Annotated in this window: 17 protein-coding genes, 1 tRNA gene and 1 pseudogene; 10 read left to right on the top strand and 9 right to left on the bottom strand. The window is 69.8% G+C overall.

Translation table 11 applies throughout. The features are described from left to right. Positions 1–40: 40 nt before the first annotated feature. From LVB77_RS19315 to LVB77_RS19305, 3 genes are all read left to right on the top strand, one after another. Complete coding sequence (locus LVB77_RS19315) at positions 41–280, top strand: hypothetical protein (protein ID WP_232907805.1); 240 nt, start codon at positions 41–43, stop codon at positions 278–280. 185 nt (positions 281–465) lie between these two features. Further along, positions 466–1,266 (top strand): SPOR domain-containing protein, encoded by an 801-nt coding sequence (locus LVB77_RS19310; protein ID WP_232907804.1) that lies wholly within the window; start codon positions 466–468, stop codon positions 1,264–1,266. Between the two features lie 75 nt (positions 1,267–1,341). Further along, a tRNA-Thr gene (locus LVB77_RS19305) sits at positions 1,342–1,417 on the top strand. A 61-nt stretch (positions 1,418–1,478) separates the two neighbouring features. Here LVB77_RS19305 and LVB77_RS19300 read toward each other — a convergent pair. Beyond that, on the bottom strand, positions 1,479–2,408 hold the full coding sequence (locus tag LVB77_RS19300) for a hypothetical protein (protein WP_232907802.1): 930 nt from the start codon (positions 2,406–2,408) through the stop codon (positions 1,479–1,481). 228 nt (positions 2,409–2,636) lie between these two features. Here LVB77_RS19300 and rocF point away from each other — a divergent pair, with 228 nt between their 5' ends. The 3 genes from rocF (at position 2,637) to LVB77_RS19285 (ending at position 4,340) form a co-directional block, all read left to right on the top strand. After that, positions 2,637–3,560, top strand: coding sequence for an arginase (gene rocF, locus LVB77_RS19295; RefSeq protein ID WP_232907800.1), 924 nt, complete (start codon positions 2,637–2,639; stop codon positions 3,558–3,560). Between the two features lie 158 nt (positions 3,561–3,718). Continuing rightward, entirely contained in the window at positions 3,719–3,868 is a 150-nt protein-coding gene (locus LVB77_RS19290) for an entericidin A/B family lipoprotein (RefSeq protein ID WP_056178681.1), read from the top strand. 271 nt (positions 3,869–4,139) lie between these two features. Next, a complete protein-coding gene (locus LVB77_RS19285; protein ID WP_232907799.1) occupies positions 4,140–4,340 on the top strand; it encodes a CsbD family protein in 201 nt (66 codons plus the stop codon). A 123-nt stretch (positions 4,341–4,463) separates the two neighbouring features. Here the strand turns inward: LVB77_RS19285 and LVB77_RS19280 are convergent, their stop codons facing one another. Beyond that, positions 4,464–5,276 (bottom strand): hypothetical protein, encoded by an 813-nt coding sequence (locus LVB77_RS19280; RefSeq protein ID WP_232907797.1) that lies wholly within the window; start codon positions 5,274–5,276, stop codon positions 4,464–4,466. A 166-nt stretch (positions 5,277–5,442) separates the two neighbouring features. Between LVB77_RS19280 and LVB77_RS19275 the strand changes: the two are divergent. From LVB77_RS19275 to LVB77_RS19260, 4 genes and pseudogenes are all read left to right on the top strand, one after another. Further along, a pseudogene (locus LVB77_RS19275) lies at positions 5,443–6,627 on the top strand (tryptophan--tRNA ligase); the annotation flags it as partial. A gap of 443 nt (positions 6,628–7,070) precedes the next feature. After that, positions 7,071–8,003: an MBL fold metallo-hydrolase gene (locus tag LVB77_RS19270; protein ID WP_232907795.1), complete on the top strand. Its 933-nt coding sequence runs from the start codon at positions 7,071–7,073 to the stop codon at positions 8,001–8,003. A 137-nt stretch (positions 8,004–8,140) separates the two neighbouring features. Next, on the top strand, positions 8,141–9,244 hold the full coding sequence (locus tag LVB77_RS19265; protein WP_232907793.1) for a sensor domain-containing diguanylate cyclase: 1,104 nt from the start codon (positions 8,141–8,143) through the stop codon (positions 9,242–9,244). Between the two features lie 135 nt (positions 9,245–9,379). Continuing rightward, a complete protein-coding gene (locus LVB77_RS19260) occupies positions 9,380–9,664 on the top strand; it encodes a DUF4242 domain-containing protein (RefSeq protein ID WP_232907792.1) in 285 nt (94 codons plus the stop codon). A 58-nt stretch (positions 9,665–9,722) separates the two neighbouring features. Here LVB77_RS19260 and LVB77_RS19255 read toward each other — a convergent pair whose 3' ends face one another. From LVB77_RS19255 to pdhA, 7 genes are read right to left on the bottom strand one after another with little or no spacing between them, the layout of a single operon-like run. Next, complete coding sequence (locus LVB77_RS19255; protein ID WP_232907790.1) at positions 9,723–10,106, bottom strand: VOC family protein; 384 nt, start codon at positions 10,104–10,106, stop codon at positions 9,723–9,725. Between the two features lie 9 nt (positions 10,107–10,115). Beyond that, positions 10,116–10,493, bottom strand: a complete 378-nt coding sequence (locus LVB77_RS19250) for a VOC family protein (protein WP_232907789.1) — start codon at positions 10,491–10,493, stop codon at positions 10,116–10,118. Between the two features lie 43 nt (positions 10,494–10,536). Continuing rightward, entirely contained in the window at positions 10,537–11,892 is a 1,356-nt protein-coding gene (locus LVB77_RS19245; RefSeq protein ID WP_232907787.1) for a dihydrolipoamide acetyltransferase family protein, read from the bottom strand. A gap of 60 nt (positions 11,893–11,952) precedes the next feature. Then, positions 11,953–12,342 (bottom strand): cupin domain-containing protein, encoded by a 390-nt coding sequence (locus LVB77_RS19240; RefSeq protein ID WP_232907785.1) that lies wholly within the window; start codon positions 12,340–12,342, stop codon positions 11,953–11,955. Next, the gene (locus LVB77_RS19235) at positions 12,339–12,692 is read right to left on the bottom strand and encodes an SH3 domain-containing protein (RefSeq protein WP_232907783.1); all 354 of its coding nucleotides are present in this window, start codon (positions 12,690–12,692) and stop codon (positions 12,339–12,341) included. Before LVB77_RS19235 ends, LVB77_RS19240 begins: the two co-directional genes overlap by 4 nt. Before the next feature lie 10 nt (positions 12,693–12,702). After that, a complete protein-coding gene (locus LVB77_RS19230; RefSeq protein WP_232907782.1) occupies positions 12,703–13,734 on the bottom strand; it encodes an alpha-ketoacid dehydrogenase subunit beta in 1,032 nt (343 codons plus the stop codon). Next, the gene (gene pdhA, locus LVB77_RS19225) at positions 13,731–14,804 is read right to left on the bottom strand and encodes a pyruvate dehydrogenase (acetyl-transferring) E1 component subunit alpha (RefSeq protein ID WP_232907780.1); all 1,074 of its coding nucleotides are present in this window, start codon (positions 14,802–14,804) and stop codon (positions 13,731–13,733) included. Before pdhA ends, LVB77_RS19230 begins: the two co-directional genes overlap by 4 nt. Between the last annotated feature and the right edge of the window lie 447 nt (positions 14,805–15,251).

The raw sequence follows: 15,251 nt of genomic DNA, 5'->3' as shown, positions 1-15,251 counted from the left end.
CTGCCTAGAATCGGTGCGTAATCCGCCCGGAACCCGGCCCATGCTGCTGCGCGCCCTGATCGTCCTGCTGTTGGTGCTGAACCTCGGCGTCGCCGCATGGTGGTGGCAGCGCGATCCCGCGCCGGCCGCCACGCGCGCGGCCGTCGCGCCCGGCGTGGCGCCGTTGCGCCTGCTCGGCGAGGCGCAGCCGCGCACGGCGGTCAAGCCGGCGCTCGCGCAGGCCGCGGCCGCTGCGGTCCCCGCGGCGGCGGATACGACGGCCAGCGTCGCGGCGAACTGAGAGTCGTCGCTCGTCAGCGTGCTGCACCCGATGTGCCGAATCCTCAACTGCGGCGCACTCGTCCGCATGACGGGCGTCACCGCGACGGCGGGCCGCACGCGACGAATATGACGCGCGTCGCAACGCGCGCCTCCAAGTCCGGCCTGCGCTGGGAGCGCGCGCGGCGCAGGGCATAGAATCGCGCCATGCTGGTCCGCGCTTCGCTAGTCCTGTTGTTGATGCTCAACCTCGGCGTGACCGCGTGGTGGGGCTGGCGCACGCCGCCGCCGTCGCCGGCGACCGAATCGCAGCCGTTGGGCATCGCGCGTCTTCAGTTGCTCGAAGAACGCGATGCGCCGCCAGCGCGCGTGCGCGCCGCAGCGGGCGCACCGACTGCCGCGTTGCGCGATGCCACCGTCGCCGCGCCCGCTGTAGCCACGCCAGCCGTGACCGCACCGGTTCCGGCAACGCCCGCACCGACTGTTGCGGTCGCTGAGAAACCCGCACCGGAGCCCGCCGTCGACACCACTGCCGCTGCGCCGACCAAGGGCGAGCGTTGCTACAGCTTCGGCCCGTTCGAGAACGCCAGCCTGGCCGCGTCCGCGCGCCAGTACCTGCAGCCGCTGGCGCAGCGCCTGGCCGTGCGCGAACAGCGCACCGCGCCCGCGCGCGGCTGGCGCGTGCTGCTGCCGCAGCAGCCTTCGCGCGAGCAGGCGCAGGCGGTGGCCCAGCGCATCGCCGCGGCCGGCTTCAACGACTATTTCGTGGTCGCCGACGGCGCCGAGGCCAACGCGATCGCGTTGGGCCGCTATCGCACCGAGGATGCCGCGCGCAAGCGCGCACAAGCGCTGAACGCCGCCGGCTTCGCCGCACAGGCCGAGCCGCTGGGCGACGTTCGCGCCACCACCTGGCTGGACGTGGCCGCGGGCGAAGGCTTCGACCCCGATGCCGCGCAGGCCGCGATCGCGGTCCAGCGGCGCAGCCTGGACTGCGCGAAATGGCGCTGACCGGCGCCGCGCTCGACGTCGTCGCCGTGTCCGGCCGCTCGCGAGGCCCGCGCGCGGGCTAGAATATCCGTCTTCGCCGGCATAGCTCAGTTGGTAGAGCAACCGCCTTGTAAGCGGTAGGTCGTCAGTTCGATTCTGACTGCCGGCACCATCGTCCCGTCGATTCCGCCTGTCGTTGACGCCGCGCCACAGGCCGCAGCCCGATCCCGCGCTTACAAGGCCTGCTCGGGCGCGGTGGACTCGTCGCTCAACTCCAACTCGTCCAGGCTGCCGCGCACTTCGCTCAGCGCCTTGAGCTCGTCGCGGGCCTCGGCGATCTGCGCGTCGATCGCGGCCAGACTCTGCTTGGGACGTTCGATGGTGCCCTGCGGGGTGCTGAACTTCAGCATCCGCACGTTCACCACCAGGTCCAGCGCGGCGGCGTCCTTGAGCGGAAACTGCGCCTGCTTCCAAAGCGGCTGGCTGTGCCGGCGCGCTTCGCCGGGCATGGGATCGCTGGTGCGGTAGTCCTGGCCGGGTGCGATCACGTAATCGTCGGAGAAGGTGCCGCCGATCTGGTTGGAGGACAGCAGTTCGCCGGTGGACTTGGCGGTGATGTCCACGCTGTAGAGATGTTCGCCGACGATGCCGGCCTTGCCGGTATTGCGGAAGGCGATCTCCAGGAACGGAATGTCCTCGCCCATGAAGTCGTCCATGACGATGTCGATGCCGACGGGTTGGAAGGCGGCGAGTTGCCGGTCGATCGCGGCGGTCTGCGCGCGGTCCCGCGCCAGTTCGGCGATCTTGTCGCGCACGCGCGCTTGGTCCTTGCGGTTGGCTGCCTTCAGGTAGTCCTCGGCGATTTCGACGATGTCGTCGTAGCTCTGGCCATCGACCAGTTTCAGCGAGATCGCATTGAACGATTGCTGCCGGTAGCGCTCGGGCTGTTCCATCTTGTCGCTCATCGCCTTGAGCACGACCACACGCAGCGCCTTCTCCAGATCGATCTTCTGCGCCGGCGTGAGCGTGGCTTCCATCTCGGTCTTGGAGGCGTCGAAGGCCTGTTCGTTGGCGCCCGACAGTCGCGGCCCGCACGCGGTCAGCAGGGCGGTGCAGAGCAGGGCGGCAAGCAGAGTAACGGGGGCGGGACGGGCTGGGCTCACGTGTCGGTTCCGGTCTGGGGCGGGTGCGTGCGGCGTTGCACTATAGCCCCGGCCGGTGCCGGCGATGCGGTGCCGAAACCGGCCGCGCGCGGTAAGGATTAGAATGCCCGCATCGTCGGCGGCCGCAGCGGCCCTGTTGCGGCGATCGCGCGGTGCCGCGGGCATCGTCCGCGTTCACCTATCGATGCCGCGCGCTCACCGTCAGCCAGCGCGGCCAGAGGATCTCCTATGAGTCGTAGCTATCCCCCGGTTTCGCTGATCGGCGCCCCCACCGACGTAGGCGCGGGTCATCGCGGCGCGCGCCTTGGGCCGGAAGCGCTGCGCATCGCCGGTCTGGGCGAGGCGCTGGAAAAGCGCGGCGTCGACGTGATCGATCGCGGCAACCTCGACGGTCCGCGCAATCCCTGGCAGAAGCCGGTCGACGGCTACCGCCACCTGCCCGAAGTGGTGGCCTGGAACCGCCTGGTGATGGACGCGGTGGCGGCGGAGCTGCGCGAGGGCCGCATGCCGATCCTGCTGGGCGGCGACCACTGCCTGGGCCTGGGTTCGATCACCGCCGTCGCGCGCCATTGCCGCGAGACCGGCAAGCAGCTGCGCGTGCTGTGGCTGGACGCGCACGCCGATTTCAACACCAGCCGGGTCACGCCCTCGGGCAACGTGCACGGCATGCCGGTCGCCTGCCTGTGCGGCATCGGCCCGGAAGCGCTGACCACGCTGGGCGGCGACGCGCCGGCGATGCGCGCCGAGGACATCCGCCAGATCGGCATCCGCTCGGTCGATCCGGGCGAGAAACAGCTGATCAAGGAGCACGGGCTGGACGTGTACGACATGCGCTATATCGACGAGATCGGCATGAAGCGGGTGATGGAAGAAGCGCTGGAGGGCATGGACGACAACACCCACCTGCACGTGAGCTTCGACGTCGACTTCCTCGACCCCAGCATCGCGCCGGGGGTGGGCACCACCGTGCCGGGCGGTCCGAACTACCGCGAAGCGCAGCTGGTGATGGAAATGATCGCCGACAGCGGCCGTCTGGCGTCGCTGGATATCGTCGAACTCAATCCCGTGCTCGACAAGCGCAACCGCACCGCCAAGCTGTCGGTGGACCTGGTCGAGAGCCTGTTCGGCAAGTCCACGTTGATGCGCGACTGAACGTGGCGTTCATGCCGCAGATGAACCGCGGCGGGGCGAAAGGCAGCGATTCCACACCGGCTTCACATCCGCTCAAGTCTCATTTCTCCAAGGTCGCGCCGCCGGACGACGCGTCCGAACGTCATCAGCGACCGGTTCTACCGACCAAGGAGAATTCAATGAAGCGTCTGACTGCCCTGCTGCTGCTCGCCCTGTTCTCGATGGGCACCCTGACCGCCTGCAACACCGTTGCCGGCGCCGGCAAGGACGTGCAGAAGGCCGGCGAAAAGGTCGAAGAGAAGGCCGAGGAAGTGCGCGACGGCAAGTAATCGCGCCGCGGTTTTCGCCAGGGAAAAAGGCCGGAGCGATCCGGCCTTTTTCTTTTGCCTGCCATTCGTGTCGAATGAATCCGCATGCGTCCGCCGCGTCGTGCATTCAGCGAAACGCGGACGCCGTGCGCTGAAGCGTTCATCGCGTTCACGCACATCAATTCGCAGATAACGCTATCGCGACCTCGCGCGAATGCCGCGTTTGCGAAGCTGCACGGGCGGTACAGACCTCAGCGTGCCGCGCTCCCCCAACGAAATCGAGGACAGACTGATGAACAAAGACATCATCGCGGGCAAGTGGACCCAGCTTAAGGGCAAGGCCCAGGCCAAGTGGGGCGATCTCACCGACGACGTGTTCGACGTGGCGTCGGGCGACTCCAAGTACCTCGCCGGCAAGCTGCAAGAGCGCTACGGCTGGGAACGCGAGCGCGCCGAGAAGGAAGTGCGCGATTTCGAGAAGACCCTGAACTGACGGTCTGATCCCCTTTCGTCCGGGGCACCCTCGGCGCACGATCCGCAAGGAGTCGAGCGCAGGACGATCATGCCAAGGGCCGGGTGCGAACCCGGCCCTTCGCTTTGCCTGCAGCGCCCGCGATCACCAGCGCGGCGGATCGGCGACGAAGCCGTTGGGGAACGCCCGCGGTTCGTTGTTGCGGTAGTCGGGATAGCGCGGGTAGCGCGGCAGCACGCCGCGCGCGACCAGGGTCTGGTAGTCGTCGTAGCGCAGCTGGGTGACCTGCGTCGGCGCGCGCGAGGCGCGGTTGAAACCGGTCTGCGAGACCGGCGACCACTCGCGTTGGCCGTGGCCGGTGCCGATCGATTGCGCGGCCATGTCGGCGGCCCGCGATTCGGCGGCCGCCGGCGCAGCGGCCTTGGCGGCATCGTTGCCGCCGCGGTAGCGGCCGTCGGCCTCGCGTTCGCCGCGCGCGATCGGCGCCGGATAGTCGTAGCGGTAGACCGGTCGCGATTCCTCGAACACCGCCACGCCGATCACGCCGACGTTGTCGGGGCGGCCGGTGCGCGCGGCGTAGCTGTCGGGCAGGTCGGTGAACACGAACTGGGCCACGTCCTCCATCGACTTGCGCCAGCCGTTGATCTCGGTGCTCTGCCAGGGCTCGAGCACGTAGCCGGCCTGCGAGGGATGCGCGTTCTGGCCGGTCACGGCGTTGACGCCGTCCACCGACAGCACCACCAGCACGCGCTGGGCGCTGGTGTTGGTCAGGCGCACGGCGTAGCGATGGCCGGGCGTGCCGGCGATCCATTGCTGGCCGCGGTGCGGGTAGCTGGGCAGCCAGTCGCCGGCGTCGCGATCGATCACCGCGACATCGACCAGGGGACGCGCCGACAGCGGCGCGCAGGCGGTGGAGGCGATCAGGGCGCCGGCCAGCAGTACGAGGGAGCGGAACATGGCGGTTCTCCGGGGTGGGCACTGCTGCGAACGCACCGGCGGCGGCGGCGGGGTTAAGCGCCGGCGCCGGCCGCGGCCTTGTTGGCGGGCGCTCAGCTTCGGCGGCCCGCCACGGGCTCCGGGGTCAACGGGTAAACTGGCCGGCCATGCTCCAGCCTGACCCGCAATGACCTCGACCCGCGTCCTGACCGGCATCACCACCTCCGGCACTCCCCATCTGGGCAACTACGTCGGCGCGATCCGGCCGGCGGTGGCCGCCAGCCGCACGCCGGGCGTGGAGAGCTTCTATTTCCTCGCCGATCTGCACGCGCTGATCAAGGTGCAGGAGCCCGAGCGCGTGCAGCGCTCGACGCTGGAGATCGCCGCGGCCTGGCTGGCCTGCGGGCTGGAGCCGGACAAGGTCTGGTTCTACCGCCAGAGCGAGATCGTCGAGATTCCGGAGCTGGCCTGGTTCCTGACCTGCGTGGCCAGCAAGGGCATCCTCAATCGCGCCCACGCCTACAAGGCGGCGGTCGACCGCAACCGCGCCGACGGCGAGGACGACGATGCGGCGATCACGGCCGGATTGTTCATGTACCCGGTGCTGATGGCCGCCGACATCCTGGTGTTCAACGCCAACAAGGTGCCGGTGGGCCGCGACCAGGTGCAGCACATCGAAATGGCGCGCGATTTCGCCCAGCGCTTCAATCATCTGTACGGCGAGCATTTCGCCCTGCCGGAGGCCGCGATCGAGGAAAACGTGGCGACGCTGCCGGGCCTGGACGGCCGCAAGATGAGCAAGAGCTACGACAACACCATTCCCTTGTTCGCGCCGCGCGAGACGCTGAAGAAGCTGATCTATTCCATCGTCACCGACTCGCGCGCGCCCGGCGAGCCCAAGGACGCCGACGCGTCCAACGTGTTCCAGCTCTATCAGGCCTTCGCCAGCGGCGCGGAGACCGAGCAGATGCGCGCGGCGTTCGCCGACGGTATCGCCTGGGGCGAGGCCAAGCAGGCGCTGTTCGAGCGCATCGACGCCGAGGTGACGCCGCTGCGCGAGAAGTACGAGGCGCTGATGGCCAAGCCGGCCGAGATCGAAGCGATCCTGCGCGACGGCGCGCAGCGCGTGCGCGCGACCCACGGCGTGCCCTTCATGCAATCGCTGCGTGCGGCGGTGGGCCTGCGCGATCTGTCGCAGGCGAGCGCGGGCGAGCGCAAGAAGACGGTCAAGGCCGCCGCGCCCAGCTTCAAGCAGTACCGCGAAGGCGACGGCAAGTTCTACTTCAAGCTGGTCGACGGCGACCGCGTGCTGTTGCAGAGCGTGGGCCACGAGTCGGCGCGCACCGCCGGGCAGCTGATCGGCCGCCTCAAGCTCGAAGGCGGCGCGGCATTGCACCGCGCCGAGCTGGCGGCGGTGCACGCGGGTGAGGAGTTGATCGGGCACCTGCACGAGGGCGTGGAGCTGGCCGAGGTGGTGGAGGCGCTGGCGCAGTTCGCGGTCGAGGAAGGCTGAGACGGCTTCGCTTTGCATAGCACTGACTGCTGTATCGGCGAGTCGGCGCGGTTTGCGCCGCGACTTTCCGCTTCGCGTGCCCTCACCCCAAGCCACACCTCGGCCCGACCGCACAGCGGTCGGGCGTTCGGCGCAGCGCGAGCCAATGGCTCGCAAGCGCTGCCCCTCACCCCGCAAGCGGGAGAGGGGTTGCGGTGAGGGATGAGCGCAAAGCGCGAATGCTCTTGATCCTCGCGTCCTAGCCACGGTCCTACCCCGAGGCGGTGACGTAGACTGCCGAGAACGCAGCGCAAGCCACGCCCATGACCGATCACGGCATCACCACCATCGATACCGGCTTCCACCGGCCGGCGTTCGATGCCGCTTATCTCATCGTCGAGCAAGGGCGCGCCGCGTTCGTCGACTGCGGCACCCAGCATTCCGTGCCGGCGCTGTTGGCGGCGCTGCACGCGCAGGGCCTGGCGCCTGAGCACGTGGACTGGTTGATCCTCACGCATGTGCACCTCGATCACGCCGGGGGCGCCGGCGCCCTGATGCGGCGCCTGCCGAGCGCGCGCCTGGCGGTGCATCCGCGCGGGGCGCCGCACATGATCGATCCTTCGCGCCTGGTCGCCGGCGCGACCGCGGTCTACGGCGCCGAAGAAATCGAGCGCAGCTACGGCGAGATCCTGCCGGTCGATGCGCAGCGCGTGGTGAGCGCGGGCGACGGCCACCGCATCGATCTGGCCGGTCGCATTCTGGAATGCATGGACACGCCCGGACATGCGCGCCATCACCTGTGCCTGTGGGATCCGCGCAGCCGCAGCTGGTTCACCGGCGACACCTTCGGTCTGTCGTACCGCGAATTCGATAGCGCGCGCGGTGCGTTCGCGCTGCCGACCAGCACGCCGGTGCAGTTCGAACCCGAGGCGCTGCAGGACTCGATCCGCAGGCTGCTCGCACGCGACCCCGAGACGATGCGGCTGACCCATTACGGGCCGGTCGGCGACGTCGCGCGGCTGGCCGACGACCTGATCGCGCAGATCGACGCGATGGTGGCGCTGGCGCGCGCGGCCGACGGTCATGCCGACCGCCACGCGCGACTGGTCGCGTCCCTGGGCGAGCTGTACGCGGCGCGCGCCGCCGCGCACGGCAGCGCGCTGGACACCGCACAGACGCTGGACCTGCTGGCCGTGGACATCGAGCTCAACGCCCAGGGTTTGGAGGTTTGGCTGGACCGGGGACGGCCGACTTGACCGGATTTGGCGTCAGTTCATCGGGCTGAGCGCGCCCAGGCTTAACCGGTCCGCTACCGCCCCGGCAGCTGTGAGGTCGGTCACAAGACGGGGCTGCGGCTGGCGGTAGCCTGCAAGGGTCACTCCGGTACCCCCACATGTCTCTCGCCCGCCTGCGCGCCATTCCGGCGCCCACCGACGAGGCCCAGCGCCAGGACGCGCTCGACGCCTACGCGGTGGTAGATACCGTTTCCGAACAAGCCTACGACGACCTCGTGCGGCTGGCGGCGACGCTGTGCGACGCGCCGGCGGCGGCGATTTCGTTGATCGATCGCGACCGCCAATGGTTCAAGGCGCGCATCGGCCTGGACCAGGCGCAGACGCCGCGCGCGCTGGCGATCTGCGATCACGCCATCCGCACGCCGGAACAGACCCTGATCGTGCGCGACGTCGCCGACGATCCGCGCTTCAGCACGCGCGTGGTCAGCATCGAGGGGCGTCCGCTGCGCTTCTACGCCGGCGTGCCGCTGCAAAGTCCGGACGGGCATGCGCTGGGTACGCTGTGCGTGCTCGACAGCCAGCCGCGCGAGTTGCGTCCGGCCCAGCGCGATGGTTTGGAAGTGCTGGCGCGGCAGACCCAGCACCTGCTGGAGCTGCGCCGGTACGCGATGGAACAGCGGCGCCTGCTCAACGAGCGCGAGGCGTTCGCGCGGCGTCTCGAGGATGCGCAGGCCGATCTGCAGCGTCGCCACGACGAACTGCAGTACAGCGCCAGCCACGACGCTTTGACCGGCCTGCTCAACCGCGCCGCGCTGGCGCAGCTGCGCGAAAGCCCGCAGGCCATGCGGCGCCTGGAAAGCGCGCCCTATGCCTTGCTGCTGCTGGACGTGGATCACTTCAAGCAGGTCAACGATCGTTTCGGTCACTTGCTCGGCGATCGCGCATTGCGCGCGGTGGCCGACGCGGTCGCGTCCTCGGTGCGGCAGGGCGACATCGCCGTGCGCTACGGCGGCGAGGAGTTCCTGATCGTGCTGCCGGACGCGCGCCTGGCGCAGTCCTACGAAATCGCCGAACGCATCCGCGGCCGGGTCGCGCGTTCCTCTCTGCCGTTCGCCTTGTCGGTGTCGGTGGGCGTGGCCGCGGGCGAACCGGGCCGGGACACGCCCGAGCGCGTGTTCGATCGCGCCGACCAGGCCCTGTACCGGGCCAAGAACCTGGGCCGCGACCGCGTGGTCGCCGACGACACGCCGCTGCGCGAGTGAGGCTTGCCGGCCTGTGAGAGCGGGCGCAGACTGGGTTTGCGCACAGGCGCAGGCGGCGGCAGGCGGAGCCCGACCGCGATCTCAGTCCGCGTAGCCGGACAACGGACGTCGAGCACGCACTTGCGAGGGCGTGTCATGCCCAGATACATCATCGAACGCGAACTGGCCGGCGCTGGCTCGCTCAGGGGCGCCGAGCTGCAATCGATCGCGCGCAAATCCTGCGAGGTGCTGGATGGCCTGGGGCCGAAAGTGCAGTGGCAGGAATCGTTCGTGACCGACGACAAGATCTACTGCGTCTACATCGCGCCCGACGAGGCCAGCATCCGCCGCCACGGTGAGCTCGGCGGCTTTCCGGTCACGCGTGTGGCACAGGTGAAACAGGTGATCGGTCCGACCACGGCGGAGAGCGCTGCGGCTTGAAGCCGTGCGGTCCGATCTCGCCGCCGGCCTGCGCCGGAGGGGCGATTGCGGCCGTCGATCAGTCCCATACCTTGGGCGGTGCGCCGCGCTCGGGGTGCCTCATGCGCACGACGCAGAAGCGGTGGCCGGTGGGGGCTTCCATCACCCACCAGCGTTTGACGAACTTGATCCGTTTGGCGCCCAGGCGCTCCAGGCGCGTGGCCTCGGCGTCGATGTCGTCGGACTCGATGTCCAGATGCACGCGCGAAGGGTGGTTCACCTTCTGCACTTCCACATTCAGTTCGCCGGGGGCGTTGCGCAGGTCGACGTAGCTGGCGCCGTCCTCGTCGTAGGACTCGCCCAGAGGCAGGCCCAGGGCATTGCTCCAGAAGCCGGCGGCGCGGTCGATGTCGCCGGTTTCGCAGTCGATGATGAAGCCGGCCAGGCGGCTGCGGTGGGTCATGGCGGGTTCCTAGACGGGGTCGAAGGCGGCGATCGGCTGACCGAACTGCAGCAGATAGCCGTTGTTGTCGTAGATGGCGAACTCGCGCATGCCGTAGGCGAAGTCCTCGATCGGGTAGCACACGCGCGCGCGTTCGCGCAGGCGATGCCACCAGCCGTCGACATCGTCGGTGCGCAGGTACAACGAACCGGTGAACGCCGGCGCAACATCGCCCTCGTGCGCGTTGAGGCCGCTGAGCATGAGTTCGACGCCGTCGCGCGCGAGCGAAACCCAGCCGCCGGCGACGTCGCCGGCGCTAAGGCGGAAGTCCAGCGCCTGGGTGTAGAAGGCGACGCTGGCCGCCAGATCCGGCGTGCGCAGCATCGGCGTCAGCGCGCGCAGGCTCACAGCGCGCCCGCGTCCCTGCGTCCGATGCGCGCCGTGGCCGCGATCACATCGGCCGCGCCAGATCGTCCAGCATCGCCTTGAGGAAGCGCGCGACCTCGCCGCCGGTGCAGGCGCGGTGGTCGAAGGTCAGCGACAGCGGGATCACCTTGTGCGATTCGAAGCCGCCCATCACCGGCGTCATCTGGTGGCGGCCCTTGCCGGCGGCGACGATGGCCACGGTCGGCGGCACGATCACCGGAGTCGCATAGCGGCCGGCGAACATGCCGAAGTTGGACAGCGAGATGGTGTAGCCGCTGAGCTCGGAGGCCGGAATGCTGCGGTCCTCGACCTGCGCGCGCAGGCGGTTGACCGCCTCGCGCACGCCGCGCGCGTCCAGCACGTCGGCGTTGCGCAACGCCGGCACGAACAGGCCGTCGTCGGTGTCCACGGCGATGCCGATGTCGACGTGCGGGTGCAGGGTGCGGGTGAGCTTGTCGCCGTCGAACCAGGCGTTGAGCGCGGGCACGGCCTTGCAGCCGGCGACGATGGCGCGCACCAGGCGGCCGGTGATGTCGTTGCCCGGCGCCCAGGCGTGGATGTCGGCGTCGTCGCTGAGCGTGGTCGGCACGACCTTGGCGTGCGCGTCGGCCATCACCCGCGCCATGTTGCGGCGCACGCCCTTGAGCTGCTCCGGCTGGCCGCTGACGCTGACGCCCGGCGGCTGGGTGCGCATCGGCCGGCCGCTGGCCGACAGGGCGCTGCGCGCGGGCGCGGCGGCGGCTGCGGGGGCCGCGACCGGCGCGCGATCTACCGCGCGCGGCGCGGGCTCGGCGCCCGCGACGGCGCTGCCGTCGGCGGCGGCGCGCTTGACGTCGTCGCTGGTGACCACGCCTTCGGCGCCGGTCGCGCGCACGCGCGCCAGGTCGACGCCCAGCTTGCGCGCCAGCGCGCGCACCGCCGGCATCGCCTTGATGCCGCCCACCGCGACCGCCTGCTCGCTGCGCACGGCGTCGGAGGACTGCATGGCGCCGACCACGGTGCCGCTGTCGGCGCGTTCGGTTTCGGCGCTGGCGGCCGCTGCGGGCGCGGGTGCGGGCGCGGCGGCCGCCGGTGCGGCGTGGCCGCCGCCGTGATGATGGCCGGTGTCCTGGCCGTCGGCGCGCTGCGGCTGGCTGGGGTCGATCTCAAACTCGGCCAGCATGGTGCCGGTGATCACGATGTCGCCGGCGGCGCCGGCCAGCTTGAGCACCTTGCCCGAGACCGGCGAGGGCACTTCGACCACGGCTTTGGCGGTTTCCATCGACACCAGGGTGTCGTCGAGGCGGATCGTGTCGCCCACCTTCACCGCCCATTCGACGATGGTCGCGTCGGGCAGTCCTTCGCCGAGGTCGGGGAGCAGGAAGGTTTTGGTGTCGGTCATGGTTCGATCGTCTCGTTGGTTATGCGGTCGCCACCGGACTTGGCCGGCGGCGGTAAAGGTTCAGACCCACACGTCGTTCTTCGCGGTCAGGTCGCCGCCGGCTTCGCCGGTGTTGACCACGCCGCGCGGTTCGATGATCAGGGCATGGCATTCGTGTTCGGCGCGGGTGATGTGCTCGACACCGCGCGGGATCACATACAGCTCGCCGGGGCCCAGCTCGACGTCGCAGTCGCGGAAGCCGATCTGCATGCGGCCCTGCACGACCATGAACACCTCGTCGGTGTGTTCGTGGCTGTGCCAGACGAACTCGCCCTGCAGCTTGACCAGCTTGAACTGGTAGTCGTTCATTTCGGCGATCACGCGCGGCGACCAGTGCTCGCTGAAACGAGCGAGCTTGTCGGCGAGGTTGATCGCTACGGACGCGTGCTGGTTTTCGGCGCTTGCGGTCATGGCGATGCCTCGTCGAAGATCTCCAGCGCGCGCGCCGGAATCCAGCCTTGCTCGCCGCGCGCGTTCTCGGCCCACCACCACTGCGCCAGTTCGTAGTGCAGGGTGAGGATCTCGTCGGCCTGCGCGGCCAGTTCCTGGGTGTCGTAGTCGCTCAGCGCGGTGGCCGGGCCGTGCTCGCTGTCGAACAGCGCGGCCGGCACCCAGCCGTCGTGGCCTTCGGCCAGCACGGTCCAGACGAATTGCGGCCAGTCGCGGTCGCGGTCGCCCAGGGTCACGCGCTGGCCGCGCGCGACCCGGATCGGCGGCCGATCCGGCACGCGGTGGCCGACCACGACGCGGGCGCGGCGCATCGGCCCGCGCTCAGCCCGCCGCCATCGCGCGCTTGGCCGCGGCGACGATGCGCTCCACGCTGGGCAGGTACTTCATTTCCAGGCGGAACAGCGGGATGTGGGTGTCGTAGCCGGTCACGCGTTCGACCGGCGCGAGCAGGTCGTACATCGACTCCTCGGCCAGGCGCGCGGCGATCTCGGCGCCGAAGCCGGCGGTCTTGGGCGCTTCGTGCACGATCACGCAGCGGCCGGTCTTGCCCACCGATTCGGCGATGGTGGCGAAGTCCAGCGGACGCAGCGTGGCGACGTCGATGACCTCGGCGCTGATGCCTTCGCCGGCGAGCTTGTCGGCCGCCTCCAGCGCTTCCTTGACCTGCGCGCCCCAGCTGACCAGGGTCACGTCGCTGCCGTCGCGCAGCACGTAGCACACGTCCAGCGGCAGCGCCTCGCCGTCGTCGGCGACTACTTCCTTATACTGGCGGTAGATGCGCTTGGGCTCCATGAAGATCACCGGATCCGGCTCGCGGATCGCGGCCAGCAGCAGGCCGTAGGCGCGCGCGGGCGAGGACGGCATGACCACGCGCAGGCCGGGCACGTTGGTGAAGATGGCTTCGTTGGCCTCGCTGTGATGCTCGGGCGCGCGGATGCCGCCGCCCCACGGCACGCGCAGCACCATCGGGCAGTGCAGACGGCCGCGCGTGCGGTAACGGAAGCGCGCGGCGTGGCAGATGATGTGGTCCACCATCGGATAGACGAAGCCGTCGAACTGCGATTCGGCGACCGGCTTCATGCCCTGCGCGGCCAGGCCCACGGTGAGGCCGGCGATGGTGGTTTCGTCCAGCGGCGTGTCCAACACGCGCTCGGGGCCGAACTGCTGCTGCAGGCCGGCGGTGGCGCGGAACACGCCGCCGTTCACGCCCACGTCCTCGCCCAGCACCAACACGGTCTGGTCGGCGCGCATCTCGTAGGCCAGGGCCTGGGTGATGGCTTCGATCAGGGTGATGGCCACGGGCGCGGCCGCGGCATTGGCGGTCTCGAGCTTGGCTTTGGTATCGACGTTCATCGGCGACCCTCCAGGGCCAGCGCGGCGGCGCGTTGCGCGAGCAGATCCGGCGGCGGATCGGCGTACAGGTAATCGAACATCGCCTCCACCGGTTGCACCGGCGTTTCCAGATAGGCGTTGATCTCGATGTCGACCTTCTTGCCGCATTCCTCGGCCCAGGCCTTTTCCTCCTCCTCGTTCCACAGGCCCTGCGCGGTCAGGTAGGCGCGCAGGCGCGGCACCGGGTCGCGGGTCCAGGCGTCCTTGACCTCGGCCTCGCCGCGGTAGCGGCGCGCGTCGTCGGCGGTGGTGTGGTCGTGCAGGCGGTAGGTCATGAACTCGATCACGCTGCCGCCTTCGCCGTTGCGCGCGCGCTCGGCGGCGCGGCGCATGCCTTCCATCACCGCGATCAGGTCGTTGCCGTCCACCTGCAGGCAGTGCAGGCCGCCGGCCAGGCCCTTCTGGGCCAGGGTCTTGGCGCCTGTCTGCGCCGAACGCGGCACCGAGATCGCCCAGCCGTTATTGATCACGCACAGGATCAGCGGCAGCTGGTAGGCGCCGGCCGAGTTCAGCGCGGCGTAGAAGTCGGTCTTGGACGAACCGCCGTCGCCGCAGCAGGCCACGGCCAGGTTCTTTTCCTTGCGCAGTTTGAACGCGAGCGCGGCGCCGGCGGCGTGCAGGCACTGGGTCGAGATCGGCACGCACCAGGAGAAATCCTTCTTGGGGCCGGAGAAGTCGTTGCCGCGCTCGTCGCCGCCCCAGTACAGCAGCACTTCGCGTGGCAGCACGCCGCGCATGAACTGCGCGCCGTATTCGCGGTAGCTGGGCGCGAACACGTCGTCCGGCTGCATCGAGGCGCCGATGCCGACGTGGGTGGCCTCGTGGCCCAGGCAGGCGGCGTAGGTGCCGAGCTTGCCGGTGCGCTGCAGGGCGATGGCCTTGGTGTCGAACACGCGCACGAACAGCATCTGCTTGAACAGCGGCAGCAGTTGGCTGGCGTCGCGGAAGGCGGGCGGCAGTTCGGCGACGGGCGTGCCGTCGGGGCCGAGGTATTGCAGGTATTCGATTTCGAACGTCGCGGCGACGGTCATCGCGGGGCAGTCCTGAAGTGGGATGGGGGGATACCCGAACCTCCCCGCCCCGGATCCAGTGCCGGCGCGCGGACCGTTCAGACTGGCTGGACCCGCGGCGGGAATCGCTGGCCGCGGGTCTGGCGCTGTCGCAGCGGCCGTTGCGCTGGCCGTTGCGTGGTGCGGTCGATGATACCGAAACGGGTGTTAAGCGCCGTTGCGCGCTGCGGCATGCAAAAAATCGCGGAAGCGGCTATGCGCGCAGCGGACGCGGGCGTATGGAGGCGGCGGCTCGGATGCGCTTCGGCCTTCTGTGGGAGCGGCGTGAGCCGCGATTAACCCACGCCGGGAGAACGCCGCGAGTGCGCAGCGAATCGCGGCTCACGCCGCTCCCACAGAAAGCGAGACGGGGGCGGCGAGACCACCGCAAACAAAAAGGGCGCGGCTTGCGCCGCGCCCTTTCGTGAA

Source organism: Lysobacter sp. 5GHs7-4 (assembly GCF_021284765.1).
Taxonomy (GTDB): Bacteria; Pseudomonadota; Gammaproteobacteria; order Xanthomonadales; family Xanthomonadaceae; genus Lysobacter.
Note: the sequence above shows the minus strand (reverse complement) of the source record. Positions and strands in the feature narration are given on the sequence as shown.

Bases quoted from the DNA above. Each gene is read 5' to 3' on its own strand.
- LVB77_RS19310 (WP_232907804.1), top strand. From the start codon at position 466: ATGCTGGTCCGCGCTTCGCTAGTCCTGTTGTTGATGCTCAACCTCGGC.
- LVB77_RS19245 (WP_232907787.1), bottom strand. From the start codon at position 11,892: ATGACCGACACCAAAACCTTCCTGCTCCCCGACCTCGGCGAAGGACTG.
- LVB77_RS19230 (WP_232907782.1), bottom strand. From the start codon at position 13,734: ATGAACGTCGATACCAAAGCCAAGCTCGAGACCGCCAATGCCGCGGCC.
- LVB77_RS19235 (WP_232907783.1), bottom strand. From the start codon at position 12,692: ATGCGCCGCGCCCGCGTCGTGGTCGGCCACCGCGTGCCGGATCGGCCG.
- pdhA (WP_232907780.1), bottom strand. From the start codon at position 14,804: ATGACCGTCGCCGCGACGTTCGAAATCGAATACCTGCAATACCTCGGC.
- LVB77_RS19255 (WP_232907790.1), bottom strand. From the start codon at position 10,106: ATGACCCACCGCAGCCGCCTGGCCGGCTTCATCATCGACTGCGAAACC.
- LVB77_RS19260 (WP_232907792.1), top strand. From the start codon at position 9,380: ATGCCCAGATACATCATCGAACGCGAACTGGCCGGCGCTGGCTCGCTC.
- LVB77_RS19270 (WP_232907795.1), top strand. From the start codon at position 7,071: ATGACCGATCACGGCATCACCACCATCGATACCGGCTTCCACCGGCCG.
- rocF (WP_232907800.1), top strand. From the start codon at position 2,637: ATGAGTCGTAGCTATCCCCCGGTTTCGCTGATCGGCGCCCCCACCGAC.
- LVB77_RS19315 (WP_232907805.1), top strand. From the start codon at position 41: ATGCTGCTGCGCGCCCTGATCGTCCTGCTGTTGGTGCTGAACCTCGGC.
- LVB77_RS19265 (WP_232907793.1), top strand. From the start codon at position 8,141: ATGTCTCTCGCCCGCCTGCGCGCCATTCCGGCGCCCACCGACGAGGCC.
- LVB77_RS19285 (WP_232907799.1), top strand. From the start codon at position 4,140: ATGAACAAAGACATCATCGCGGGCAAGTGGACCCAGCTTAAGGGCAAG.
- LVB77_RS19280 (WP_232907797.1), bottom strand. From the start codon at position 5,276: ATGTTCCGCTCCCTCGTACTGCTGGCCGGCGCCCTGATCGCCTCCACC.
- LVB77_RS19240 (WP_232907785.1), bottom strand. From the start codon at position 12,342: ATGACCGCAAGCGCCGAAAACCAGCACGCGTCCGTAGCGATCAACCTC.
- LVB77_RS19290 (WP_056178681.1), top strand. From the start codon at position 3,719: ATGAAGCGTCTGACTGCCCTGCTGCTGCTCGCCCTGTTCTCGATGGGC.